This is a genomic window from Williamsia sp. Y853 (genome assembly GCF_056786495.1).
Map to the genome: position 1 here is coordinate 2382776 of NZ_JBXCJC010000001.1, position 24239 is coordinate 2407014.

Below are 24239 nucleotides of genomic sequence, written 5' to 3' on the forward strand. Positions count from 1 at the left end.
CGGTCGATCGATAGGCGCGCATCACCTCAGAGCGCTCAGATCTCTTCCAAATCGTCGGCTGTGTCGAAAATTAGCATTGCGATGACATTCCGCGAGGCCTCGACCGCATCGCGAGTTCGCTTCGGTGTCGTGATTGCCATGACGCCGCCCCCACTGTTCCGAATCGACAAACCGAGCGTGTATGCGGACGTGACCAGAAATGCTCCGACGACAAGCAGGACCGGAGTGAGTACGTAGGCGACCGGGCCCGCCGTGGGCACCGACAACACCGACAAGAGCCCGGTAATCAAGACCAGGACACCGACAGTGAATCTGCGCGCATTGACCGCCACGCCGCTGGCCACCTCACTGACGTCGGCGAGCGGACAGAAAGTCTCGGTGTATCCCGCGGGGAAGACGCCAAGAACGATCTGCGGATGGCGAACGATCACACGGCAATCGGTCACCACCAGTGTCGATTTCAGGTTGGGAAAGATGGTAGAGACCAAAGTCGATTCAACGGGAAAGTCGGCAGAATGTGTTACATCCTCGCCGGGCATCAGGTAAATGTCGCTGGCAGACGCCATCGTGGAACTCACTCTCGATCGGGATGTAAGCGTCGCCGCCATTCCCGCAATCCCATCGGAATCACGCCGATCGGGTCAATCGGACGAACGAACCACTATCTTTAGGCAGTGGCTTCTACTCAATGCCGAGTGGGCCGAAACCGACGCGATCGTCGGTCATTCGGGATCGGGTGTGGGTTCGGCGCCTTCACGCTCGTCACGGTCGGCCCACTCGAGCAGCGTGTCCAGGCGATACGCCTTGTCGTCGATCTCGGCGTGTAGATCGCCGAGGTCGGCAAAGCGGGCCGGGACGGTGGCGATCGTGAACCCCGCAGGCTCGACGTCGTCGATCTCGTCCCAGGTGATCGGTGTCGAGACAGTGCCCTCGGGGTTGCCGCGCACCGAATAGGCGCCGGCGATGGTGTGGTCGCGGGTGTTCTGGTTGTAGTCGACGAAAACAGTTGTCGGGTCGCGGTCTTTGCGCCACCACGTGGTGGTGACCTCGGAGGGCGCGCGGCGCTCGACCTCACGGGCAAACGCGTGCGCCGCCCGGCGGACATCGGCAAAACCCCATTCGGGTTCGATGCGGACGTAGATGTGCAGACCCGAACCCCCCGAGGTTTTGGGGAAGCCGCGGATCCCGAGGTCGGCGAGCACCTCATGGGCGACGTGTGCGCTGCGGCGGACCCGGTCGAATGAACAGTCCGGCATCGGATCGAGGTCGATCCGCCACTCGTCGGGCTTCTCGGTGTCGAAGCGGCGGGAGTTCCATGGGTGGAACTCGACGGTCGACATCTGCACGGCCCAGATCACGCTGCCCAGTTCGGTCACACAGACTTCGTCGGCGGTCCTGCCGAACCGGGGGAAGTAGATGTTGACGGTTTCGAGCCAGTCGGGGGCACCGGCGGGGATCCGCTTCTGATGGACTTTCTGGCCGGCCACCCCCTTGGGATACCGGTGCAACATGCAGGGTCGATCCCGCAATGCGCGCACGATGCCGTCGCCGACCGAAAGGTAATAGTGGACGAGGTCGAGCTTGGTTTCACCGCGCGCCGGGAAGTACACGCGCTGTGGACTCGAGACGCGGACGAGGCGCTCACCGACCTGGACCTCAACCGGCTCGCCGTGCGAGCTTGTTGCCATTACCCGACAGTAGGGTATCGGCGGTGGACCCGGTAGCCTGCCAGGCATGCCTGAGTTCGTATCGTTGCAGACCTCCGAGGACTTTCCCGGGGTCGGAACCATCCTCCTGAATCGCCCGCCGATGAACGCGCTGAGCCGTCAGGTCCAGACCGAATTGGCCGAGGCCGCCCGCGAGGCGACCCTGCGCGATGACATCAAATCCGTGGTTGTCTACGGCGGACCCAAGGTCCTCGCGGCCGGTGCCGACATCAAAGAGATGAACGACATGGATTACGCCGAGATGCGCAAGGTGGCCGGTCGGCTGCAGCGCGACATCGGTTCGATCTCGACCATCCCGAAGCCCACGGTCGCGGCCATCACCGGCTACGCGCTCGGTGGCGGACTCGAAGTGGTGCTCGGCGCGGACCGCCGGATCGCCGGCGACAACGCGAAGCTCGGCGTGCCCGAGGTCCTGCTCGGCCTGATCCCCGGTGGCGGTGGCACACAGCGTCTCGCACGTCTGATCGGACCGGCCAAGGCCAAGGACCTCGTCTTCACCGGACGTTTCGTCGGTGCCGCCGAAGCCCTGGAGATCGGTCTGGTCGATGAGGTCGTCGCACCCGACGAGGTGTACAACGCAGCCCTCAAGTGGGCCTCTCAGTTCAGCGGTGCGGCCAGTGTTGCGATCGCGGCCGCCAAGGCTGCCATCGACGAGGGCCTGGACACCGACCTGACCACCGGCCTGAAGATCGAAGAGCACGTCTTTGCGGCGCTGTTCGCCACCGAGGACCGCAAGATCGGCATGGCCTCGTTCATCGAGAACGGGCCGGGCAAAGCAAAGTTCCTCGGTAAATAGGCACCTCGGTAAATCAGCACATCGATGCGAAAGTGGTTGTAGAGCTATGACTTCGTCTCCCAACGATCCCGCACCCAACCCGCACGCAACCGCGGACGAGGTGCAGGCGGCATTGCACGACAGCAAGCTCGCCCAGGTGCTCTACCACGACTGGGAAGCCGAGTCGTATGACGACAAATGGTCGATCAGTTACGACGAGCGCTGCATCGACTACGCCCGTGGACGTTTCGACGCGGTGGCAGGCGACGAGCCGTTGCCATACGAGCGCGCCCTCGAATTGGGTTGTGGCACCGGATTCTTCCTGCTGAACCTGATGCAGGGTGGCATCGCCAAGAAGGGGTCGGTCACCGACCTGTCGCCGGGCATGGTCAAGGTCGCCCTGCGTAACGCCGAGCACCTGGGTCTGGACGTCGACGGCCGGGTCGCCGACGCCGAGACGATCCCGTACGAGGACAACACGTTTGATCTCGTGGTCGGGCACGCTGTGCTGCACCACATTCCGGACGTCGAGAAATCGCTACGCGAGGTCGTCCGGGTGCTCAAGCCGGGCGGCCGATTCATCTTCGCCGGCGAGCCGTCGACGATCGGTGACTTCTACGCACGCTGGTTGTCCCGGGCGACCTGGGCTGCCACCACCACCGTCACCAAGTTCGGTCCGTTGCAGAGCTGGCGCCGGCCGCAGGCAGAGCTCGATGAGTCGTCGCGGGCCGCAGCACTCGAAGCGGTTGTCGACATCCACACGTTCGATCCGAGTGACCTCGAGAAGATGTCGCGCTCGGCCGGTGCGGTGAACGTCAAGACCGCAACCGAAGAGTTCGCAGCAGCGATGCTCGGATGGCCGGTGCGCACCTTCGAGGCAGCGGTCCCGCCCGGAAAGCTCGGTTGGGGCTGGGCGCGTTTCGCCTTCGGTGGCTGGAAGAACCTCACCTGGTTGGACGAGAACGTCCTCCGCAAGGTCGTCCCCCCGAAGTTCTTCTACAACGTCATCATCACCGGCACCAAGCCCGAGTAAAAACCGGAAGTGGTGGGTTCTGGCGAGTAAATGCGCAGGTCGCGCTCACCAGAACCCACCAACTTCGGTCAGCAGGTAGTCAGGATCTGGGTCATCGCTTCCTTTTCGGCAGCGGTGACCCAGATGTCGTAGCGGGCCTTCACGTCGATCTGGCGGGCGACGTAGGTGCACCGATAGGCATTGCTCGGCGGTAGCCAGGTGGCGGCGTCGCCGGCACCCTTGCGTGAATTGGTGGGACCGTCGGTGGCCTGAAGGTTCATCGGATCGTTGGCGAGATCGGTGCGCTGCTCGGGAGTCAGTTGCTGCGCACCCTTCTGCCAGGCATCTGACAATGCGACAACATGATCGATCTGCACTGCGGTAGAGGTCTTTTCGCCGCGGACGAAGTCGATGGTCCTGCCCGTGTACGGATCGAAGAGCACTCCGGTCAGGATCACACACTCCCGGGTGCCGGGCCTGGCGGTGACCTCGGTGAGGTCGCGGCGCAGGATGTCGTTGCGGGTGTCACATCCGTTGTGGCCGAACTCCACATTCACGTCGTCGGTCCAGGATTGTCCGAACTCGTCACGGGCGTAACCGGTTTTGGGTGCCCGGCCCTTGACCGCCAGCATCTCCAATTGGGTACGGGCAGCGTCGAAATCACTCGATACCGGTGCGGCGGCTTCTATTGGGGTGAGCTGCGGTGTGGCTGAAGGTGGGGCTGATACGAGGGTGTCGCCGGATATTTCCGTACAGGCGACTCCTCCGATCACGGCCGCGATCACAACTGCCAGGATTCCCGCGCCCCGAGATTTACTACTCACGATCTCCTCGAATTCGACATCGTTACAGTTATACCCGTGGGCTACGACTTCTCGATCGACGACGTTGCATATCTGCGTTCCGATGCCGGACGCAGCGCCCTGGCGTTTGCTGATTCGCTTGTGCTGCAACCCGACACGATGCTCGGTGACATCGAGAAACTTGCACGGAGTTTCTCGCCACATCAGGCAGTGCTGGTCGAGACGGTCACGTTGCGGCGCAAGGCCGTTGGCAAACTTCGTGACCCAGAGCGCCTGCTACTGACCGCGGATGCGTTGCAGCAGGCGACCGCCTATCCGGTGGCCGATCACCGGGCGACGGAACTCGCAGCGCGCTATCCGGGGGCCACAGTTCACGACGTCACCTGCTCCATCGGCGCGGACCTCGCCGCACTGGCCCGAGAGGACGGCCTCGGCGAGGTCATCGGCAGCGACCTCGACGAGGTGCGATTGGCGATGGCCGAGAACAACGTCCCCGCAGCGACGCTGCGTCGGGCAGATGCGTTGGTGCCCAGCAGTGATGCCGACGTGTTCATCGCCGACCCGGCCCGACGTAGCGGCGGCCGGCGCAGCTTCCGTATTGAGGACACCGAACCGCCGCTGCTGGACGTCCTCGACGTCTATGCCGGCAAACCACTGGTGGTGAAGTCGGCACCCGGTCTGGACTACGACCTGTTGCGTGAGCGCCATGGATTCACCGGTGAGGTGCAAGTGGTTTCGCTCGACGGGGGAGTCCGTGAGGCCTGCCTGTGGACCGAGCCGACACCTGGCGTCACGCGCCGCGCCACCGTGATCCGCACACAAGGCAACAGCTTTGAGGTCACGGATGCTGCCGATGACAGTGCCGGTGTCGATGATGCCGGCACCTGGATCATGGATCCCGACGGTGCAGTGGTCCGCGCGGGTCTGGTGCGGCACTACGGCAAAGCCCATGATCTGTGGCAGCTCGATCCCCAGATCGCGTACCTCAGTGGCGACGAATTACCGGTCGGGGAGCGGGGCTGGCGGGTGCTGGAACAGCTTTCCTACTCCGAGAAGCAGCTCAAACGCCGACTGGCCGAACTCGACTGCGGCGCAGTGGAGATCCTGGTGCGCGGCATCGACGTCGACCCCGATGCCCTGCGGAAGCGGCTGAAGCTCAAGGGTTCACAATCGCTGGCGGTGGTGATCACCCGTATCGGCCGTCGCGGGGTCATGTTCATCTGCGAGGCAGGCCTTCGCCGCGCCTGACGCGCTGGCAGGGTGGGTCAGTTCTTGGGGGAGTCGAAAAAGAAGACCTCGCCGAGATGGGTGGCAACGGCCACCTGGCCCGATGCGGATACGGCAACACCGGTGGTGAAACCGACTGCGCCCGGAATGTCGAGGGTGCGTTTGGTGGTGCCGTCACGGGAGTTCAGCTCGGTCAGGGTGAGGTTGTCCTCGCCGGGCTCACGAACCACGGTCCACGCGGTCCCCGAGTTGGTCAGCGTTGCCAGGCTGACCGATTGCAGATCGGTGCGCTCCCACACCGGAACGGCCTTGTCGCCTTCGTCGCGGAAGGCCCGGACGGGGGAATTGAGCGGCCCGGTCGGGATGAACAGTCCGTCCGGGGCCACCGTCATCGTGGCGAAGCCGAAGTTGCCGACGAAGTAATCCCATTTCGGCTCACCGGTCTGCGCGTCCAGTGCGTAGATGCTGCCGAGGCGGTTGAACACGTACAGCGTGGAGCGGTCGATGGACAGAGTCGGCGGCCCGATCACGCCACCGGGGATCTCTGCACTCCAGGCTTCGCGGATGGAGCGACTGCCGTCCTGCTCGCCGTAATCGAAAGCGCGGACGCCGGAAGCGATCTCGCCTTTCGGCCAGAAGTTGAGGTAGAAGCGATCGCGGTTGTCGTCGACGGCAGGTGCTGCCTGAACGGGGCACGCCGGCCCGCCCGTGATGCAGTCTCCGAGACCCTCGAGTGGTTTGGTGGGGTCGACGCCGGGCACCAACGCGATCCCGGGGGCTTGCAATTTGCCGGTCTGCGAGTCGAACAGCAGGACCTGTCCGAGGTGACTGACCATCAGTACCGAACCGGGGCCTGCGAACTTGGCCGACACCGGGACCCCGACGACCCCGAACTGCCATCTGGTGTCGCCGCTACCGGTGAGGCCGAAGAACGTCCCGGCCCGGCCGATGTAGATGTTCTCGTATTGATCGACGAGCATCGAGTTCAGGTCGACACCGTCTCCGAGGTATTTGCAGAAGTTCTTGCGACCGGCACGCTGGTCGAACTGGAAGGTGTTGCAGCCGCCGTCGGTGGTGGCGGTGACGTTGACATTGGAACGCCCGGAGATCGTCAGGGGAGCACTGATCTGGCCACCGACCGGCCGCGACCACGACAACGTGAGGTCACTGCGGATCTCGGGGTAGGCGAAGTTGGAGTTCTGCGCGTTGCCGCCGTAGCTCGACCAGCCCGCGCTGGCCACGGACCGGACATCGTCCACACCGTCCGAACAAGAGCTCAGGAGTACGGCGAGAATCGGCACCAACACCGCGGCAGCCCGCGCAATCACCCGGCGCCCGGACCGTTTGGTGGTCGAGCTCCGCCGCGTCTCCATCATCCTCATCGTGACTCTTGCGTCCCTTCGCCTTGATCGGGCCTGAGCCTATCGCGCGGGACCCACGACCTCGGGTATCGGCGTCCCCCGTTAGTCTTCGTAGCCATGACGAGCATGTGGAATGCGCCACTGCGTCGCCGGTGGCGTGCAGGTCTGCGAGGCGATGACGGGCAGGCCCGCTTCCTGACCCGTGATTCGCTGCGCTGGGTGGTGCAGAACAGGGCCTATACCCCCTGGTACCTGGTCCGGTACTTCCGGTTGCTGCGGTTCAAGATGGCCAATCCGCACATCATCCTGCGGGGCATGGTGTTTCTTGGCAAGAACGTCGAGATCCATTCGACTCCCGAGCTCGCCCGCATGGAGATCGGTCGCTGGGTCCATATCGGCGACGGCAATTCCATCCGCTGTCACGAGGGTTCGTTGCGGATCGGTGACAAGGTTGTCTTCGGTCAGAACAACGTTGTGAACGCCTACGTCGACATCGAGATCGGGGCATCCACGTTGGTTGCCGACTGGGTGTACATCTGCGACTTCGACCACAAGATGGACGACATCACCGTGGCGATCAAAGACCAGGGCATCGTGAAGGGCCCGGTGCGGGTCGGCCCGGACACCTGGATCGCGACCAAGGTTTCCGTCCTGCGCAACACGATCGTCGGACGCGGATGCGTCCTGGGAGCCCACGCCGTGGTGAAGGGCACTATTCCGGACTTCTCCATCGCCGTCGGATCACCGGCCCGCGTGGTCAAGAACCGCAAGGATGACTGGGCGTCGAACGCGCAGGAGCGTGCCGAACTCGAGCGCGCCCTGGCCGATATCGAACGTAAAAAGGCTGCTGCGCAGGCATCCCGGAAACACTAGTCGGGCAGGAATCCGGCGCGCGTCGGCGTCAGTCGACCGGGAGTGCGGCGACCACGGGGACCGCCGGGTCACGTTCGGGCAGTGGACGTTCGACGATGTCGGGTCGGCCCATTGGACGCCGGATGCGGCGTTTCGCAGCGAGGTAGACCCCGGCGGTGCGTTCGGCGACCTGGTTCCAGGCAAAACCGTCGGCCACCCGGGCGCGGGCGGCGATGGCACGTTGCTGTGCGGCACCTGGATCGCCGAGGACCCCGCGGATCGCGGCCGTCAGACCCGTCACGTCGGCGGGTGCGAAACTCAGCCCGGTCACACCGTCGGTGACGGCTTCACCGAGCCCACCGGCGGTCGACGTGACCAGCGGGATGCCGGTCGCGGCCGCCTCGAGGGCGATCAGTCCGAACGGCTCGTATCGGCTGGGCAGGACGATCGCATCGCAGTCGTGCATCAGCGTGGTCAGGCCGATCCGGTCGACACTTCCGACCCACCGGATGGCCCGTGACACACGATGTTTGCGCGCGACCTCCTGCAGCCAGTCGAGCTGTGTGCCGTCGCCGGCGACAGTCAGTGTGGTGCCGGGGTATGTCCGGCGGATGCGGGCCAGCGCGGCAATCGCGTCCTGCAAACCCTTTTCGTACTCGAGGCGTCCGGCGTAGAGCAGGCTCGGCGGCCCACTGTTGGGGATGCGCTGAGCGAACGGCCAGGCCTGCACATCGATGCCGTTGTTGATGGTGTGGATCTCCGCGAGTTCCGGGCCGAACAGGCGGTTCACCTCGTCGTGCATCGATTGTGAGCAGGCGATCAACGCATCGGATTCGGCGGCGAGCCACCATTCGACCGAGTGGACCTGTCGATTCACCCGACCGCTGACCCAGCCGCTGTGCCTGCCGGCCTCGGTGGCGTGGATGGTGCTGACGAGCGGGACATCGAAGTGTTCGGCCAGCGCGATCGCCGGGTGGGCGACGAGCCAGTCGTGGGCATGAACCACGTCGGGAATCCATGGGCCTTCGGCGTCAAGGTTCTTCCAGTCACCCAACCTGAGCCCGGCGCGCAGGAGTGAGTGCCCCATCGCGAGGGTCCAGGCCATCATGTCGTCGCCGAAGACGAAGTGCGGCGGATCCTCGGCCACGGCGATCACGCGAACACCCTCGTTGTCGGCGTCGGTGCCGGGATGGGTCAGTCCGTCGCTGCCGCCGGGTTGCCGCGATAGCACCACCACGTCGTGTCCGGCGCGGGCGAGTTCGACGGCGAGATGGTGCACATGCCTGCCCAGGCCCCCGACCACCACGGGTGGGTACTCCCACGACACGATCAGAACCTTCATGCTGCCCCCGCCATCCGAATCTCGTGCAATCTCATAGTGATTCCCGCCCCGCAAAATTCAATCGACGTGCATCGAGTCCGGCAAACAGGTTGTCGGCCCGGTTCCATTGCGACGAAAGTTGTGCCGCAACCGATTCCCGCCCTCGGTCGGCGGCATCACAGATCTCCCGTGTCGCGTGGGCATGGGTGTAGAGACGATTGCGGGCGTAATCGGCCGCGGTCTGTTTGGACACCATGAACGGCCAGTCCGATGACAGGGTCATCAGTGTCTCGCGCAGGATCTGATCGCTGACATGATCACGCATGGGCTGTTGATCGCGGCGCTTCTGGACGGTGGCCAGTGCCGCCGACACCACCTCGGCGTTGATCCTCACCAGGTCTTCGACGACCGGACCGTTCCACACCCGCCAGTCCTTGCCGGAACCCCAGGACGACTCGCTCAGCTCCACCGGCGCCCCGACATAACCCTCGTCGCGTGCGGTTTTCAGTGTGCCGACGGTGATCCCGGCCTCGGGCAGGGCGCGCAGGACGGCTTCGAGCCACTGCGGTCCCTCGTGCCACCAGTGACCGAACAGTTCGGTGTCGAACGCGGCGACCACATGTGCCGGACGGCCGATGCGTTCGCTCTCGCTGATCAATCGTTCGCGGACGCAGGTGACGAAGTCGTCGACGTGGCGGCGAAGCGCGGCCTGTGCGCGGGCCGGTTCGTAGGGCTTCTTGTCGGGGCCTGCGACGGTCCGTCCGGTGACCCGCGCCGGTTTCAGGCCGAATTGATGGTCGTACGTATGGAAGTCGCGGTAGGCGCTGTTGCCCGGGTAGCCCGATTTCGGTGACCACACCCGATAGGACACCTGCAGGTCGCGGCCGAAGGCGACCACATTGCTGTCGCCGACTGTGCGGCCCAGGCCGGTGTCGCCGTGCAGGGCCGGTCCGTCGACCATGAAGTGCCGGACACCGGCGGCCTGGTAGTCCGTCTCCATGCCCGGCGCGTAGGCGCATTCCGGTGCCCAGATCCCCTCTGGGCGAGTGTTGAACCGTTGTTGCGCGTCGTACAGACCTTCGCGGAGCGAGAAATCGCGCAGTCGGGGATCGAGGAGTGGCGCAAACGGGTGGGCCAGCGGTCCGCCGAGCAACTCGATCGTGCCGGAGTCGACCACTGACCGGATCAGCGCGGAACCACCGTGGCGCCAATGTGTTTCGAAGTCGGTCAATGCAGCTGCGGCACTGCGGTATTCGCGGGTACCGAGCTCGTTGATCGATGCGGTGGGACGTGCGGCGCTGCCGGTGTCGGCGCGGGAGACCGCGGCCTCGGCGCCGCGGAGCTGCCAATCGGCGAGCCATTCGTACATCGAGGTCAGGCAGTGTGGATCGTCGAGCTGGGCGGCGAGGACCGGCGTGATGCCCAGCGTCAGCTGGTCGGTGAAGCCGTCGGCGGCGAGCCGTCGGAGCGCGGCGAACACCGGCTGGTACGACGCGGCCCACGATTGATAGAGCCATTCTTCGCCGACCGGCCAGCGACCGTGATTGGCCAGCCAGGGCAGATGGGAGTGCAGCACCAGACTGAACATGCCCGGTGCCGGACTCGCCTTGTCTGGCAAGGCGTTGTCTCTCAAGGCTTCACCGCGATGAACAGCAGGTCGAGACTCGCATCGAGGTCGGTGGCAGTGATGTCGAAGTCGGAGGTCCCGACCCCGGCGACGTCGTCGGTCAGCTCCTGCGGCCATGGCTGCCCGGACAGAGCGCGTTCGATCTGGGCGTCGATGAACGAACCATCCCACTTGCTGTCGAGGGTGCGCATCCCGGCGCCGTGGAAGACCCCGAGTGTTTCGGTGACCGTGAAACCGGCGTCCTCGAGGAGCTCGCGCAGCTCGGCGGGATTCAGTTCGCGGGTATGGAAAGGATTGAGGGGGGTGTCGCGGCCGGGGGAGAAGGTGATCCGGTTGGGGGTCGAGATCAGCAGTTCGCCCCCGCGACGTAGGACGCGCAGACATTCGGCGATGAAAGCGGGCTGATCCCAGAGGTGTTCGATCACCTGGAAGTTCACGACCGTGTCCACCGATTCGGCCGCGATGGGCAACTCGATCAGGTTGGCCTGATGGATGGTCAGCTGCGGATAGCGGGCGCGGGTGTGCTGCACTGCGGACAGGTCGTAGTCGACACAGGTGACACCGGTGGCGACGGTCGAGATCAGGTCGGCGCCGTAGCCCTCCCCGGATCCGGCTTCGAGCACGTCTTTACCGCTGCAACGTTGCAGTATGAATTCATAGGCCACCTCGTGACGGCGGAACCAGTAGTTCTCCTCGTCGATCCCGGGAATCGTTCGTTCGCCGGTGAGGGCAAGCGTGGGCGCCGCCGATGCACCCGTGTCGGGCTGGGTGACGGTGTCCTGCGATCCACGCGTGCGGTTGGCCATTTAGGGGAGCCTAGTGGTCGCGGAGTCGGACCTGAAGGGCGACTTGGAACCGGAGTTCAGATCTTCGGCGCGGATCCGTCATGACGGTCGGAATGTGACGGAGGTCATTGTGACAGAATCGGGTGGTCGACCTCCTGTTAGTGCGCGCTAAGGTGGTACAGAACAAGGCGTACTTACCGACGGGTAAGTTGTCCAGAACCCTACGCAGGAGGTCGACGTAGACCCATGACAAATATTGTCGTTCTGATCAAGCAGGTCCCTGACACGTACTCCGAGCGGAAGCTCAGCGATGGTGACTACACACTCGATCGCGAAGCTGCCGACGCTGTGCTCGACGAGATCAACGAGAAGGCCGTCGAAGAGGCTCTGCAGATCAAGGAAGCCAACGGTGGCGAGGTGACCGTGCTGGCCGTTGGCCCCGCCCGCACCACCGATGCGATTCGCAAGGCGCTGTCGATGGGTGCTGACAAGGCCATCCACGTCCAAGATGACGCACTGCACGGCAGCGACGCCATCCAGACCGCATGGGTTCTCGCCCGTGCGCTGGGCACCGTCGAAGGTGTCGAACTGGTCATCGCAGGTAACGAGGCCACCGACGGCCGCGTCGGCGCCGTGCCCGCGATCATCGCCGAGTACCTCGAACTGCCGCACCTGACCCACCTGCGCAAGCTGACCGTCGACGGCGAGAAGCTGACCGGTGAGCGGGAGACCGACGACGGCATCTTCCACCTCGAGTCGGCTCTGCCCGCGATCGTCAGCGTCGGCGAGAAGATCAACGAACCCCGCTTCCCGTCCTTCAAGGGCATCATGGCGGCGAAGAAGAAAGAGGTTCTCACTCTTTCGCTTGCAGACATCGGCGTCGAACCCGAAGAAGTTGGCCTGGCCAACGCCGGATCGACAGTCACCGCCTCGACCCCGAAGCCTGCGAAGACCGCAGGCGAAAAGGTCGTCGATGAGGGTGACGGCGGCACGAAGGTCGCCGAGTTCCTGGTCGGCCAGAAGATCATCTGATCTTTTCCGCCACACCCCACCACATCGACCACCATCCAAGGAGTAAAAGCCATGGCTGAAGTACTTGTCCTCGCTGAGCTGGACGCCGAAGGGGCCCTGAAGAAGGTCACCTCTGAGCTCATCACCGCTGCCCGCGCACTGGGCAGCCCGTCGGTGGTTGTCGCCGGCAAGCCCGGAACCGCCGACGCCGTCATCGACGGCTTGAAAGAAGCCGGCGCTGAAAAGGTCTACGTCGCAGAGTCCGACGTAGTCGACGGCTACCTCGTCACCCCCAAGGTCGACATCCTCGGCACCCTCGTCGAGCAGGCCGCTCCGGCCGGCGTGATCGTGGCTGCCACGGTCGACGGCAAGGAAATCGCGGGCCGTCTTGCTGCCCGTCTCGGTTCGGGTGTCCTCGCCGACGTCATCGACGTCAAAGAGGGCGGCATCGGCGTTCACTCGATCTTCGGCGGCGCGTACACCGTTGAGGCTCAGGCCGGCGGCGACGTCCCCGTGTTCTCGATCCGCCCCGGTGGTGTCGAGGCCGCTCCCGCGCCCGGCGCCGGTGAGCGTGTCGACATCGAGGTTCCCGAGGTTCCCGAAAACGCCGTCAAGATCACCAAGATCGAGCCGAACGTCGGTGGCGATCGCCCCGAGCTGACCGAGGCCACCATCGTGGTCTCCGGTGGCCGCGGCGTCGGCAGTGCCGAGAAGTTCTCCGTTGTCGAAGATCTCGCCGATTCGCTGGGTGCCGCTGTCGGCGCTTCGCGTGCGGCCGTCGACTCCGGTTACTACCCGGGACAGTTCCAGGTCGGTCAGACCGGCAAGACCGTGTCGCCCCAGCTTTATGTGGCACTTGGCATTTCCGGTGCGATCCAGCATCGGGCCGGCATGCAGACCTCGAAGACGATCGTCGCTGTCAACAAGGACGAAGAGGCACCCATCTTCGAGATCGCCGACTTCGGCATCGTCGGCGACCTGTTCAACGTCGCCCCGCAGCTGACCGAGGCTGTCAAGGCTCGTAAGTGAGCGCATAGCGCCGCCGCACTTCGCAGACAAACAGACGACCCTCCACCTTCGGGTGGGGGGTCGTTTGCTGTTCACCCACTCTGCACCGACACCTAACGTGTGCGCAGCCGCCCGGTACGGCGCGGTCGATACACCTATGCCCATGAGGACATCTGCCGCACCGCGCGACACCGCACTCGTTTCCGGCCCCACCTACAGCCTGTATCTGAGCAACGACCCCTCCGACGTCGACACCATCGCCGCCCTGCGCTACCGCGTCTTCGCCTGCGAACCAGGTTTCACCGCGCCGGCCTCGGCCATCGCGGATCAACGCGACACCGATCGCTTCGACGAACATTGCGATCACCTGGTGGTCCGACACAATCTGAGCGGGCACGTGGTCGGCAGCTACCGCCTGTTGCCGCCGCCGGGCGCGATTGCCGCGGGCGGACCTTATCTCGCAACCGAATTCGACATCACCGAACTCGACGGCATCGCACCACAAACCGTCGAGATGGGGCGAGCTTGCGTCGACGTCGCCCACCGATCCGGCGCGGTGCTGGCATTGATGTGGTCGGGCATCCTGGCCTACCTCGAGCACAGCGGATATCGCTATCTCATGGGCGCCACCTCGGTTCCCATCTCCGGCGATCCGTCGCGGGACCGTCCGGGCGCCCAGGTCCGCCGGATCCGCGATCACGTGCGCAACCGGCATTCCGGACCGTGGCAGGCCTTTCCACACCGCCGCGTCGAAATCGACGGAGTGCGTCTCGATGACATCGACCCGTCACCGAGGCTGCAGATGCCGCCACTGCTCACCGGTTACCTCCGAATGGGTGCGTGGATCTGCGGGGAGCCCGCCCACGACCCGGACTTCGGTGTCGCCGATTTCGTGACGGTCCTCGACGGCCGACTCGCCAACCGCAGATACCTGGACCGCCTGAGGCAGGCGACGTCCGGAACAGGGCGATGACCACCGCCGGTACGGCCATCGTGGCCGCGCCCTCAGCGTCTGCGCCCAGTGTTTCCGAGCCCACTGTCTCCGAACCCGCTGTGACCGGATCGCTGCGGCACGGCTGGTTCCCGGTCAGTGGCTGCGACAACAGCTGCGTCCGCCCAGGCGAGCACCGGGCCGGACGGATTCGGCAGACCCGGCGGATCGTGGCGTTGCCACTGACCATCGGATTGGTTCTGGTGGTCGGTGTTGTCGTGACCTTCCTGCCCAGAGCGCTACGCACCCCGTATCTGCGGTTTGCCGCGCGCCGGTTGCTCGCCGCACTCGGGCTGGCCTTGGACATCGACAATCCGTCCGACGAGACGGCGGGAAGGATTTCAGGTGGCGGCCTCATCGTGGCCAACCACGTCTCGTTCCTCGACATCCTGGCGCTGGCCGCGGTCAGTCCGGCACATTTTGTCGCCAAGTCCGAGGTGACCGGGTGGCCGGTGATCGGATGGCTGACCCGGGGTATCGGTGTCATCGGCCTGAGGCGTGAATCCTTGCGGGAATTGCCCGCGGTGGTCGACGAGGTGCGGGCCGAACTCGTTGCCGGGGACAGCGTCGGGGTGTTCCCCGAAGGAACCACCTGGTGCGGTCGCGGCGGCGGCCGATTCCGGCCGGCGTTCTTCCAGGCCGCGATCGATGCACAGGTGCCGGTGCGCCCGATGGTGGTGAGTTTCCACACATCGACAGGCGACGTCAGCACCGCACCCTGCTTCATCGGCGATGACACCATTGCCGACACCCTGCGCCGGGTGCTGCTCGCCAAAGGCCTGACCGTGCGGGTTCGACTCTGTGAGCTGCAGTTTTCCGGCGGTGATCGGCGTGAACTCGCGGCCCGCTGCGAGCGCATCGTGTTCGGGTTGCCGAATCTGAGTGATCGCGCCGACCGCAGCTCGGACGGTGGAAATATCGAGGGCGATGATGCGGTTATCCTTGGTTGGTTATGTTCTCCGCTGATCGCACGCCCATCTACCTCGACCACGCCGCGTCGACCATCATGGTCCCCGCCGCCGTCGTGGCGATGAATGAGCTCTTGGGGATCGCGGGCAACGCCTCGTCACTGCACGGATCCGGTCGCCGGGCCCGTCGTCGCCTGGAGGAATCACGCGAATCGATCGCGGCCTCACTGGGTGCACGGCCCTCCGAGGTGATCTTCACCGGTGGTGGCACCGAGAGCGACAACCTCGCCATCAAGGGCATTTTCTGGGCGCGCAACAAGAATCCGGAGACTCCGCGCAAGCGGATCATCGCCTCGTCGATCGAACACCACGCGATCCTCGATCCGGTGCTCTGGCTCGCCGATTCTGAGGGCGCCGACGTGACGTGGCTCCCGGTCGATGCCCAGGGACTCGTCGATCCGGCAGTCCTTCGCGCCGAGCTGTCAGCCCATGCCGAGCAGACCGCACTGGTCAGCGTGATGTGGGCCAACAACGAGATCGGTGCCATCGAGCCCATCGCGGAGTTGGCCGCCATCTGCCGCGAGTTCGGGGTGCCGATGCATTCCGATGCGATTCAGGCCGCCGGGCATCTGCCCATCGACTTCGGTGCCAGTGGCCTGTCGGCGATGAGTGTCACCGGACACAAGTTCGGTGGCCCCTACGGTGTCGGTGCGTTGCTACTCGGCCGCGACGTCGATTGTGTACCGCTGCTGCACGGCGGCGGACACGAGCGCGATGTTCGCTCTGGCACCCCCGACGTACCGGCCGCGGTGGGTATGGCTGTGGCGCTGGATGTTTCGGTGCGAGAACTCGATGTCACAATGCCTGCGGTCGCCGCGCTGCGTGATCGACTGTTCGAGGTGCTCGCCGAATCGAGCTCCGGATGTGTCATCAACGGACCAATCGGGCCGCAGCGACTTCCCGGAAATGTTCATGTTTCTTTCCCCGGCTGTGAAGGTGATTCGCTGTTGATGTTGCTCGACGCCAACGGTATTGAATGTTCGACCGGTTCGGCCTGTACTGCCGGTGTGGCGCGGGCGAGCCACGTGCTGACCGCGATGGGTGTGTCCACCGCCGATGCCCGTAGCTCCCTGCGCTTTTCGCTGGCACCGTCGACCACGGTCGACGAGATCGAGGCGGTCGGTGCGGTGATCGGCGAGGTCGTCGCCCGCGCACAGGCTGCCGGTATGGCCACGGCGATGGCGGGTGATCGCTGATGCGGGTACTCGCTGCCATGAGCGGTGGTGTCGACTCGGCAGTTGCCGCGGCCCGCGCCGTCGAGGCCGGACACGAGGTCGTCGGGGTGCACCTGGCGTTGTCGACCGCACCCGGCGCCCTGCGTACTGGTTCTCGCGGATGTTGTTCGCGTGAGGACGCCGACGATGCGCGCCGTGCTGCCGACGTGCTCGGGATCCCGTTCTACGTCTGGGACTTCGCCGACCGGTTCAAGGACGACGTCATCGACGAGTTCGTTGCCGCCTACGCCGCCGGGCAGACACCCAATCCCTGCTTGACCTGCAACGAGAAGATCAAGTTCTCAGCGTTGTCCGAGCGGGCGATCGCATTGGGATTCGACGCGGTGGCCACGGGCCACTACGCCCGGCTCGAGAACGGGCAGCTGCGTCGGGCCGTCGACGACGACAAAGACCAGTCCTACGTGCTGGCAGTGCTGACCGCAGAGCAGCTTTCGCATGCGATGTTCCCGGTGGGCGACACCCCGAAGGATCAGATCCGCGCCGAAGCCGCCGCGAAAAACCTGTCCGTGGCCGACAAGCCGGATTCACACGACATCTGCTTCATCCCCACCGGCGATACCCGGGCCTTCCTGGGCGCCACCATCGGCGTGCGGCCGGGCAAGGTTGTCGACGCCGATTCCGGCGCCGAGCTCGCCGACCACGAGGGCGTCCACGGATTCACCATCGGTCAGCGCAAGGGCCTCGGTATCGAGGCGCCGGCGACCGACGGCAAGCCCCGGTACGTCACCGAGATCGATCCGGATTCGGGCACGGTGACGGTCGGTTCTTCGGAGCACCTCCAGGTGTGGAGCATCACCGCCAACCGCGCGATCTGGACATCCGGCGAGACACCGGCCGGGCCGTTCGAGGCGATGGTTCAGGTGCGGGCCCACGGCGGTCTGGCACCTGCGACGGTCGAGGCGATCGACGACGGCACCGACGGTGTCGAGGGTCCGGGAATCCGGATCCGACTGCAGGCCCCACTGACCGGTGTGGCCCGAGGGCAGGCGGCGGTTGTCTATCTACCGGATTCTGTCAACGGCGACCTGGTGGTCGGCAGTGGCCGCATCGTGGTGACCGGTTCGGTCCGCGGCGACCTGGTCAGCAGTTCCGGCGCGTGAGCATCCTGCCAGTCGGATCGGGAACAGGGGTCGGCTCGATGCCGGGCACCGATCCGCGGGTTGCCGCCGAGATCAGTGTCGGTGAAACAGAGTTCGCATTCCTTCCGGAATTGCCTGCTCGTGGGCTTGGTGCCGACATGGTCGGCCGGGCCGCAGTGCTCCTGGTGGACATGCCGATGGACGTCGTACCGTCGGGCTATCGGCTCTCGGGACGCCCATCGGGTCTGAGTCGCCGGGCCCGGGACTTCCTGGCCGCCGATCTCGATGCCTTCGAAGAAGCCTGGGAGCGGGCCGGCCTGACCGGTACCGACCGCACCGTCAAAGTGCAGGCGTGCGGGCCGTTCACGCTGGCCGCATCGGTGGAACTCGCCGGTGGCCACAAGATCCTCCGCGACGTGGGCGCGTGGTCCGATCTGGTCGAATCGATGGCCGAAGGCCTCCGGGTACACGCAAATGATGTCAGCAGGCGAACGGGCGCAAAGGTTGTCGTCCAGGTGGACGAACCGCTGATCGGCCGGGTGGTCGAGGGTTCGATCGAGCCGTTGACCCGGTTCAACATCATCAACCCGATCCCGGTGCAGACGGTCGCCGAGCACTACGACAACTTCATCACCGTGGTGGACCGCCCGGTGATCATGCACGACTGCTCATCCGCAGTGCAGTGGGATCTGCTGGCGCGGAGCCGCTTTGCCGCGATCAGCGTTGATCTTGCGCAGATCCGGACAGCGGATCTCGACGGGATCGGGCTGTTGCTCGACGAGGGCCGCGAGGTGGTGCTGGGCGCCGTACCGTCCACCGCGCCGGACAAAGAACTCGCTGCCGAGCAGGTGGCCGCCAACTGCGCGGAGCTGATCGACCGAATCGGGTTGTCCCGCAAAGTGTTGGCCGAGCAGATCGTCATCAGTCCCGGATGTGGTCTGGCCAAGGCCGACGCCGAATGGGCGAAGAACGCGCTCGCGTTGTGTGGCAAGGCAGCTCAAGGCCTACACGCCGATCCCACATCTGTCTGACCCCCGAGGTCGGACGGGGTTCGGGAACATTTCGGATCGCACGCGACTCTGATCTACATGAGCAATCACCACGCGCGGGTGTGTGAGCACCCCACGCGCAGCAACCGACGCAGACGCAGATCAGGCAGTGCGCTTACGCGTCCACAACTGCCATCCCGCGGTCACGATCAAGGCGCCGACCAGCGAGCCGATGATGCCGCTGATGTGGAATTGGATCCCGTGGCCCGTGACCAGGCTGATCAGCAGTCCGCCGACGAATGATCCGAGCAGGCCGGCGACGATCGCCAGCGTCCAGTCGATGCCACCGGAGGGCTTGCCGAGGATGAGCTGAGCTCCGGCGCCGATGAGCATGCCGAACAGGATGATTCCGATGAGAAGCATGTGCGGAGTATATGCAGTGCGGAGACCCAGATCGCACATTGGATGTGGTTTTGGTCTCACGCGTCCGGATACAACGGACGTCCCGGCGTCAGTCCAGTTCGGCCGGGCGTTCGCCGTCGTCGAGGCGTGTGACGAGTTTCTTCGGAGCGATCATGCGGTAGCTGGCGTCGAGTAATTCGGCCACCTCGGTCCAATCGGGCTTCTTTGACAGATCGAGACCAAGCCAACCGTAGGGCCCCACATAGGCCGGATAGAAGAACCGGGGATCTTGTTCCAGTGCACTACGTTCGGATTCGTCGACCTTGAAGAGGATCGACGTGTCGAACCTCGGCCCGCCCTTGACGCCCCCGCCATACATGCCGAACATCTTCCCGCCACGAAATGTGGGCCTGCCGTGTGCGACGACCTCGGTGGCGTCGGGAAACGCCAGGGCAACGCCGCGCAGCCGATTCAGGACCGGGTCATCGTCGGAGTACATGATCGGGTGCGCCATGGTGACAAGGGTAGAACGGGCGGCCGAGGTGTTTCGACTATTCGGCCGTAGCCGGAATGGTCTGTCAGCACCCTCGACTATCTTCAACAGTGTGTCCGACAGTGCAGATATCGAAGAGCCGACGCCCGCGAAGCCCACCCCCTCGGACGTGCGCGAGCAGTGGGCGAGGCTGGCCGAAGAGGTGCGTGACCACCAGTTTCGCTACTACGTCAAAGACGCCCCGATCATCACCGACGGTGATTTCGATGCCCTTCTCCAGAAGCTGCAGCACCTGGAGGAGCAGTATCCCGAGCTGGCGGTGGCCGACTCGCCGACCAAGCTCGTCGGTGGTGGATTCGCAACCGAGTTCAAGGCGGTTGATCACCTCGAACGCATGATGTCGCTCGACAACGTCTTCGACGCCGAGGAGATGCGGGCCTGGGTCGCTCGCGTCGAGGCCGATGCCGGCGTCGGCCTGGAATACCTGTGCGAGCTGAAGATCGACGGCGTGGCGCTGAGCCTGGTCTACGAGAAGGGTGTGCTGGTTCGCGGCACCACCCGTGGCGACGGCCGCACCGGTGAAGATGTCACCCTCAATGCGAAAACCATCAACGACGTCCCGCATCGGCTGACCGAATCGGAGAAGTACCCGATCCCGGATCTGCTGGAGGTCCGCGGCGAGGTGTTCTTTCGGGTCAAAGACTTTCAAGCACTCAATGCGTCGTTGGTCGAGGCCGGTAAGGCGCCGTTTGCCAACCCGCGCAACTCAGCGGCGGGTTCGCTGCGCCAGAAGAATCCACAGATCACCGCGCGCCGTCGGCTTGGCATGATCTGCCACGGGCTCGGCCGGGTCGAGGGAGCCACATTCAAGACCCTCCACGACGCATATCTCGCGCTGGGGGAGTGGGGCCTTCCCGTTTCGAAGCACACCACCAAACTTGTTGGCGCCGATGCGATCCTGGAGAAGATCGATTATTGGGGCGTGCACCGCCACGATGTCGAACACGAGATCGACGGGATCGTCGTGAAGGTCGACGACTTCGGATTGCAGCGTCGCCTCGGCTCCACCTCCCGCGCGCCGCGCTGGGCCATCGCCTACAAGTACCCGCCCGAGGAGGTGACGACGAAGCTGCTCGACATAAAGGTCGGTGTCGGTAGAACGGGTCGAGTCACGCCGTATGCCTTTATGAAGCCGGTCACTGTCGCCGGTTCGACTGTGTCGCGGGCGACGCTGCACAACGGGTCAGAGGTGAAACGTAAAGGCGTGCTGATCGGTGACACTGTCACGATTCGCAAAGCCGGCGACGTCATCCCCGAGGTCCTCGGCCCCGTGGTCGACCTGCGGGATGGCACCGAGCGCGAGTTCGTGATGCCCACGCACTGTCCCGAATGCGGAACGGAACTGAAATACGAGAAAGACGGCGATGCGGACATCCGCTGTCCCAACAGCGAGCTGTGTCCTGCGCAGCTACGTGAGCGCCTCTTCCATCTGGCAGGCCGGGGAGCGTTTGACATCGAGGCCCTCGGCTACGAGGCTGCCGGAGCGTTGCTGTCATCTGGGGTTCTGCGCAACGAGGCCGACCTGTTCTCGTTGACCGCCGACGATCTGGCGAGAGTCGAACTGTTCAACAACAAAGACGGTGGATTGTCGGCCAACGGCACGTGGTTGCTCACCAATCTCGAGAAGGCCAAGAAAGTGCCGTTGTGGCGTGTCCTCGTCGGCTTGTCGATCAGGCATGTCGGCCCCGCCGCAGCCCGCTCGATGGCAACCGAGTTCGGCAGTCTGGAGGCGATCGAGGCGGCGTCGGTAGAGCGCCTGTCCGAGGTCGAAGGTATGGGAAATACGTTAGCGCAGAGCGTCGTCGACTGGTTCGCCGTCGACTGGCATCGCGAGATCGTCGACAAGTGGCGGGCGGCGGGCGTCCAGATGGCGGACGAGCGCGACGAGTCGATCCCACGCAACCTCGAGGGCCTGAGCATCGTGGTCACCGGCTCCCTGCAGGACTTCTCCCGCGACGGTGCCAAGGAAGCGATCCTGGTCCGCGGCGGCAAGGCTTCGGGGTCGGTGTCGAAGAAGACCGCGTTTGTGGTGATCGGTGACGCGCCCGGCACGAAGGCTGCCAAGGCCGAACAACTCGGTGTCCCGGTCCTCGACGAGGACGGGTTCAAAAAGCTGTTGGTCGAGGGTCCGCCGGCGACAGACGGTAGCGAATCTGCGTCCGATGCGGGTCCGAGCGCGGAGGAGTCGGTGGACCCGGAATGACCACCCTGCAGGGTTCAAGCGAGCGTGCGCAGGCCACGCGGGCGGCGATATCTTGTGCGGACGCTTGAGCATTCACCGGGATTTGTGTGGTGGTCGTGTTCGGCGGCAGCTACTCCTGCCCGCGGGCATCGGTGCAGACGGTGACACGTGCGTCATGCTCACGTAGTTCACGCAGGACGTCCTTCGATGCGCCGGGATCGGTGATCAGTTGCTCGAAATCAGTCAGGGACGCAGCCCAATGCAACGCGGTTCGGCCGAGTTTGCTGTGATCGGCGAGGGCGATCCGTCGGCCCGATGAAGCAAGCATGGCCTGCTTGCACGCGACGACGTCCTGCTCTTGGTGGTACATCCCACCGGCATCGATTCCGGAGAACGAGAAGAACCCGATATCGGCGCGGATCCGCCTCGCCGCAGCCTGGCAATCGACGCCGAGGAGCGAGGCGAGCCGACTGTTGTACTCGCCTCCGAGTACAACCAGGACCACGTCCGACCACTGCGACGCAGTGGTGATGATCGGGACGAAGTTGGTGATCAGGGTCAGTGGGCGGGTCTCCTCGAGGAGTTCCAGCACGTGGAGATTGGTCGTCGAATTATCCAGTAGCACTGACATTCCTGGCTCGACGTACTGCGCGGCCAACCGTGCAATCGACCGCTTCTCTTCCAGTGCATGGCTCATCCTGAACTCGACACTGCTCTCGAACACACTGGAAGGTTGCGCGGTGACGCCGCCGTGAAACTTCCGGACGACGCGCTTTTTCGCCAGCGCATCCAGATCTCGATGCATGGTCACCAGGCTCACACCGAACAGTTCCGCGAGTTCTTGTGCGGTGGACGTGTTGTGTGTGAACAGATGATCGGCAATGGCTTGCTGGCGTCGTGCCGGCGGGGCGGCTCTGCTCGAGCTCACTGACGGTCTCCTCGATCTGGACACAGGGGATGGATTGGGGATACGCCGAGCCGATCTCCATGACCGTAGCATTGTTCAACGTTCGTCCATGGATGCTTCTCTACCCGACGACGACCGCAATGTGATTGCAGTACAGCTGCTTTCGTGCCGATCTGCGCGAAGGAGTCCGGTAGCCAGACGCGCGAAGTCCGTTAGCGTAACTAATGGTTAAATCTTCATGATTTGGTGAAAACTACCCATTTTCGTGCGACATACTGGGACGGCGGACCCTGGTGTCCGCCTCTCGCCGGTCTGCTCAAGGCCTAAATTCATCCCCTAAAAGAGGAGTGGCTCCGCAATGCGCGGTCTCGTTCGTTCACGTTCAAAAGTTGTGAAATATGCTGGGGCGCTTGCAGTTATCGCCATGATGTCGACCGCTGGATGTTCCGGTGCGGTAGGAGGCGGTGGCAGCGATTCAGCCGCAGGCACGGTGGTCCAGTACAACAGCCCGGACGAGTGGGCAAACTACAAGGACGTCCGAGCGGCATTCGCCGAGCAGACGGACATCACTGTTCCCGCCGATGTCAAGAACAGCGGGCAGAGTCTCTCCGCGCTGGCAGAGCAGAAGGACCATCCGCAGGCCGATGTTGCCTACTGGGGACCGACCTTCGGTGTCTCTGCAGATCAGCAGGGTCTGCTGGAACCCTATGTGCCGGCCGGGGCCGACGAGATCTCGAGCGATCTGAAGGCCGCCGATGGTTCATGGAACGTCGCGCACTACGGCGTGGTGTCGTTCCTGGTGAACAAGAAGGCGCTCGGCGGGCTTCCCGTGCCGCAGAGCTGGGAAGATCTGCTCAAGCCCGAGTACAAGGACATGGTGTTCTACGCCGATCCGGGAAAGGCAGCGATCGGGTATTACACGGCGGCGGCGGTCAATCTTGCTCGCGGCGGGTCCATGACCGACTGGTTGCCGGCTCTCGACTACTTCGCGAAACTGAAGGCGAACGGTGGTCAGGCGCCCGTCAACACCACGCCAAGCAAGGCGGCTTCGGGTGAGTATCCGATCCTCGTCGACGCTGACTTCAACGGTTACGCACAGAAGTACAACCAGAATGCCGACATCGAGGTCGTCCTTCCCTCGGACGGAACCGTCAAGGTCGCCTACGCTTTGAGCCTGGTCAAGAACGGGCCGAACCCGGACGGCGCGAAGAAGTGGATCGACTTCCAGTTCTCGGACGAGGGGCAGAAGCTCTTCGCTGAGTTCTACGTGCATCCCGTTCGAGGTGAGATGCCTGCCGACATCGCGGCGAAGATCGCTCCGAGTGAGGCGTACGACGCGGCGCAGTCGCTTGACATGACCGAACTCGCGGCGGCTCAGACCGATTTCGTCGCCGAATACACCGCTGCAATCTCGGGCTGACCAT

Annotated in this window: 23 protein-coding genes; 13 read left to right on the forward strand and 10 right to left on the reverse strand. The window is 64.4% G+C overall.

The features are described from left to right. Positions 1-35: 35 nt before the first annotated feature. Positions 36-446, reverse strand: a complete 411-nt coding sequence (locus AC1TPF_RS10885; protein WP_482143820.1) for a hypothetical protein — start codon at positions 444-446, stop codon at positions 36-38. Between the two features lie 276 nt (positions 447-722). Further along, the gene (ligD, locus tag AC1TPF_RS10890) at positions 723-1688 is read right to left on the reverse strand and encodes a non-homologous end-joining DNA ligase (protein WP_482143822.1); all 966 of its coding nucleotides are present in this window, start codon (positions 1686-1688) and stop codon (positions 723-725) included. Between the two features lie 46 nt (positions 1689-1734). On the opposite strand from ligD, the gene AC1TPF_RS10895 reads away from it, so the two are divergent. Together AC1TPF_RS10895 and AC1TPF_RS10900 are read left to right on the forward strand one after the other, a co-directional pair. Then, positions 1735-2523, forward strand: a complete 789-nt coding sequence (locus tag AC1TPF_RS10895; RefSeq protein ID WP_482135124.1) for an enoyl-CoA hydratase/isomerase family protein — start codon at positions 1735-1737, stop codon at positions 2521-2523. Positions 2524-2569: 46 nt separating this feature from the next. Next, complete coding sequence (locus AC1TPF_RS10900; RefSeq protein WP_482135123.1) at positions 2570-3535, forward strand: class I SAM-dependent methyltransferase; 966 nt, start codon at positions 2570-2572, stop codon at positions 3533-3535. 68 nt (positions 3536-3603) lie between these two features. Here the strand turns inward: AC1TPF_RS10900 and AC1TPF_RS10905 are convergent, their stop codons facing one another. Beyond that, positions 3604-4338, reverse strand: coding sequence for an HNH endonuclease family protein (locus tag AC1TPF_RS10905; protein ID WP_482143823.1), 735 nt, complete (start codon positions 4336-4338; stop codon positions 3604-3606). A 36-nt stretch (positions 4339-4374) separates the two neighbouring features. Between AC1TPF_RS10905 and AC1TPF_RS10910 the strand changes: the two genes are divergently transcribed. Then, positions 4375-5565 carry a class I SAM-dependent methyltransferase gene (locus AC1TPF_RS10910; protein ID WP_482143825.1) on the forward strand — a complete coding sequence of 397 codons (1191 nt, stop codon included), beginning with the start codon at positions 4375-4377 and terminating at the stop codon, positions 5563-5565. Positions 5566-5582: 17 nt separating this feature from the next. Here AC1TPF_RS10910 and AC1TPF_RS10915 read toward each other — a convergent pair whose 3' ends face one another. Further along, a complete protein-coding gene (locus AC1TPF_RS10915; RefSeq protein WP_482144082.1) occupies positions 5583-6920 on the reverse strand; it encodes an outer membrane protein assembly factor BamB family protein in 1338 nt (445 codons plus the stop codon). 102 nt (positions 6921-7022) lie between these two features. Here AC1TPF_RS10915 and AC1TPF_RS10920 point away from each other — a divergent pair, with 102 nt between their 5' ends. Then, on the forward strand, positions 7023-7778 hold the full coding sequence (locus AC1TPF_RS10920; RefSeq protein WP_482135120.1) for an acyltransferase: 756 nt from the start codon (positions 7023-7025) through the stop codon (positions 7776-7778). A 28-nt stretch (positions 7779-7806) separates the two neighbouring features. On the opposite strand, the gene AC1TPF_RS10925 is transcribed toward AC1TPF_RS10920, so the two are convergent. From AC1TPF_RS10925 to AC1TPF_RS10935, 3 genes are read right to left on the reverse strand one after another with little or no spacing between them, the layout of a single operon-like run. Beyond that, a complete protein-coding gene (locus AC1TPF_RS10925) occupies positions 7807-9099 on the reverse strand; it encodes a glycosyltransferase family 4 protein (protein WP_482135119.1) in 1293 nt (430 codons plus the stop codon). Between the two features lie 31 nt (positions 9100-9130). Further along, positions 9131-10666: a 1,4-alpha-glucan branching protein domain-containing protein gene (locus AC1TPF_RS10930; protein WP_482144084.1), complete on the reverse strand. Its 1536-nt coding sequence runs from the start codon at positions 10664-10666 to the stop codon at positions 9131-9133. A 41-nt stretch (positions 10667-10707) separates the two neighbouring features. After that, a complete protein-coding gene (locus AC1TPF_RS10935) occupies positions 10708-11511 on the reverse strand; it encodes a class I SAM-dependent methyltransferase (protein WP_482143827.1) in 804 nt (267 codons plus the stop codon). Positions 11512-11736: 225 nt separating this feature from the next. Here AC1TPF_RS10935 and AC1TPF_RS10940 point away from each other — a divergent pair, with 225 nt between their 5' ends. The 7 genes from AC1TPF_RS10940 (at position 11737) to AC1TPF_RS10970 (ending at position 18813) form a co-directional block, all read left to right on the forward strand. Continuing rightward, the gene (locus tag AC1TPF_RS10940) at positions 11737-12522 is read left to right on the forward strand and encodes an electron transfer flavoprotein subunit beta/FixA family protein (protein WP_482135117.1); all 786 of its coding nucleotides are present in this window, start codon (positions 11737-11739) and stop codon (positions 12520-12522) included. Positions 12523-12573: 51 nt separating this feature from the next. Next, positions 12574-13530: an electron transfer flavoprotein subunit alpha/FixB family protein gene (locus AC1TPF_RS10945; protein ID WP_482143828.1), complete on the forward strand. Its 957-nt coding sequence runs from the start codon at positions 12574-12576 to the stop codon at positions 13528-13530. Between the two features lie 142 nt (positions 13531-13672). Beyond that, positions 13673-14482 (forward strand): GNAT family N-acetyltransferase, encoded by an 810-nt coding sequence (locus AC1TPF_RS10950; RefSeq protein WP_482143830.1) that lies wholly within the window; start codon positions 13673-13675, stop codon positions 14480-14482. Beyond that, on the forward strand, positions 14479-15534 hold the full coding sequence (locus tag AC1TPF_RS10955) for a lysophospholipid acyltransferase family protein (RefSeq protein WP_482143831.1): 1056 nt from the start codon (positions 14479-14481) through the stop codon (positions 15532-15534). Before AC1TPF_RS10950 ends, AC1TPF_RS10955 begins: the two co-directional genes overlap by 4 nt. Further along, complete coding sequence (locus AC1TPF_RS10960; protein WP_482143833.1) at positions 15453-16664, forward strand: cysteine desulfurase family protein; 1212 nt, start codon at positions 15453-15455, stop codon at positions 16662-16664. The genes AC1TPF_RS10955 and AC1TPF_RS10960 overlap by 82 nt, the downstream gene beginning before the upstream one ends. Beyond that, positions 16664-17803, forward strand: a complete 1140-nt coding sequence (mnmA, locus tag AC1TPF_RS10965; protein ID WP_482135112.1) for a tRNA 2-thiouridine(34) synthase MnmA — start codon at positions 16664-16666, stop codon at positions 17801-17803. The genes AC1TPF_RS10960 and mnmA overlap by 1 nt, the downstream gene beginning before the upstream one ends. After that, positions 17800-18813, forward strand: a complete 1014-nt coding sequence (locus AC1TPF_RS10970; protein ID WP_482143835.1) for a uroporphyrinogen decarboxylase/cobalamine-independent methonine synthase family protein — start codon at positions 17800-17802, stop codon at positions 18811-18813. Before mnmA ends, AC1TPF_RS10970 begins: the two co-directional genes overlap by 4 nt. 120 nt (positions 18814-18933) lie before the next feature. Here AC1TPF_RS10970 and AC1TPF_RS10975 read toward each other — a convergent pair whose 3' ends face one another. After that, positions 18934-19194, reverse strand: coding sequence for a GlsB/YeaQ/YmgE family stress response membrane protein (locus AC1TPF_RS10975; protein ID WP_482143836.1), 261 nt, complete (start codon positions 19192-19194; stop codon positions 18934-18936). Positions 19195-19282: 88 nt separating this feature from the next. Continuing rightward, positions 19283-19687 (reverse strand): MmcQ/YjbR family DNA-binding protein, encoded by a 405-nt coding sequence (locus AC1TPF_RS10980; RefSeq protein ID WP_482143838.1) that lies wholly within the window; start codon positions 19685-19687, stop codon positions 19283-19285. Between the two features lie 91 nt (positions 19688-19778). On the opposite strand from AC1TPF_RS10980, the gene ligA reads away from it, so the two are divergent. Further along, positions 19779-21929 carry an NAD-dependent DNA ligase LigA gene (gene ligA / locus AC1TPF_RS10985; protein WP_482143840.1) on the forward strand — a complete coding sequence of 717 codons (2151 nt, stop codon included), beginning with the start codon at positions 19779-19781 and terminating at the stop codon, positions 21927-21929. Positions 21930-22038: 109 nt separating this feature from the next. On the opposite strand, the gene AC1TPF_RS10990 is transcribed toward ligA, so the two are convergent. Next, the gene (locus tag AC1TPF_RS10990) at positions 22039-22836 is read right to left on the reverse strand and encodes a DeoR/GlpR family DNA-binding transcription regulator (RefSeq protein WP_482143841.1); all 798 of its coding nucleotides are present in this window, start codon (positions 22834-22836) and stop codon (positions 22039-22041) included. A 403-nt stretch (positions 22837-23239) separates the two neighbouring features. Between AC1TPF_RS10990 and AC1TPF_RS10995 the strand changes: the two genes are divergently transcribed. Then, on the forward strand, positions 23240-24235 hold the full coding sequence (locus tag AC1TPF_RS10995) for an extracellular solute-binding protein (RefSeq protein ID WP_482143843.1): 996 nt from the start codon (positions 23240-23242) through the stop codon (positions 24233-24235). Positions 24236-24239: the final 4 nt, after the last annotated feature.

What these genes read in the sequence shown, in the direction of transcription:
- ligD (WP_482143822.1), bottom strand. Translation starts at nt 1,688, where the DNA reads ATGGCAACAAGCTCGCACGGCGAGCCGGTTGAGGTCCAGGTCGGTGAG.
- AC1TPF_RS10895 (WP_482135124.1), top strand. Translation starts at nt 1,735, where the DNA reads ATGCCTGAGTTCGTATCGTTGCAGACCTCCGAGGACTTTCCCGGGGTC.
- AC1TPF_RS10900 (WP_482135123.1), top strand. Translation starts at nt 2,570, where the DNA reads ATGACTTCGTCTCCCAACGATCCCGCACCCAACCCGCACGCAACCGCG.
- AC1TPF_RS10915 (WP_482144082.1), bottom strand. Translation starts at nt 6,920, where the DNA reads ATGATGGAGACGCGGCGGAGCTCGACCACCAAACGGTCCGGGCGCCGG.
- AC1TPF_RS10920 (WP_482135120.1), top strand. Translation starts at nt 7,023, where the DNA reads ATGACGAGCATGTGGAATGCGCCACTGCGTCGCCGGTGGCGTGCAGGT.
- AC1TPF_RS10925 (WP_482135119.1), bottom strand. Translation starts at nt 9,099, where the DNA reads ATGAAGGTTCTGATCGTGTCGTGGGAGTACCCACCCGTGGTGGTCGGG.
- AC1TPF_RS10930 (WP_482144084.1), bottom strand. Translation starts at nt 10,666, where the DNA reads ATGTTCAGTCTGGTGCTGCACTCCCATCTGCCCTGGCTGGCCAATCAC.
- AC1TPF_RS10935 (WP_482143827.1), bottom strand. Translation starts at nt 11,511, where the DNA reads ATGGCCAACCGCACGCGTGGATCGCAGGACACCGTCACCCAGCCCGAC.
- AC1TPF_RS10940 (WP_482135117.1), top strand. Translation starts at nt 11,737, where the DNA reads ATGACAAATATTGTCGTTCTGATCAAGCAGGTCCCTGACACGTACTCC.
- AC1TPF_RS10945 (WP_482143828.1), top strand. Translation starts at nt 12,574, where the DNA reads ATGGCTGAAGTACTTGTCCTCGCTGAGCTGGACGCCGAAGGGGCCCTG.
- AC1TPF_RS10950 (WP_482143830.1), top strand. Translation starts at nt 13,673, where the DNA reads ATGAGGACATCTGCCGCACCGCGCGACACCGCACTCGTTTCCGGCCCC.
- AC1TPF_RS10955 (WP_482143831.1), top strand. Translation starts at nt 14,479, where the DNA reads ATGACCACCGCCGGTACGGCCATCGTGGCCGCGCCCTCAGCGTCTGCG.
- AC1TPF_RS10960 (WP_482143833.1), top strand. Translation starts at nt 15,453, where the DNA reads ATGTTCTCCGCTGATCGCACGCCCATCTACCTCGACCACGCCGCGTCG.
- mnmA (WP_482135112.1), top strand. Translation starts at nt 16,664, where the DNA reads ATGCGGGTACTCGCTGCCATGAGCGGTGGTGTCGACTCGGCAGTTGCC.
- AC1TPF_RS10975 (WP_482143836.1), bottom strand. Translation starts at nt 19,194, where the DNA reads ATGCTTCTCATCGGAATCATCCTGTTCGGCATGCTCATCGGCGCCGGA.
- AC1TPF_RS10980 (WP_482143838.1), bottom strand. Translation starts at nt 19,687, where the DNA reads ATGGCGCACCCGATCATGTACTCCGACGATGACCCGGTCCTGAATCGG.
- AC1TPF_RS10995 (WP_482143843.1), top strand. Translation starts at nt 23,240, where the DNA reads ATGATGTCGACCGCTGGATGTTCCGGTGCGGTAGGAGGCGGTGGCAGC.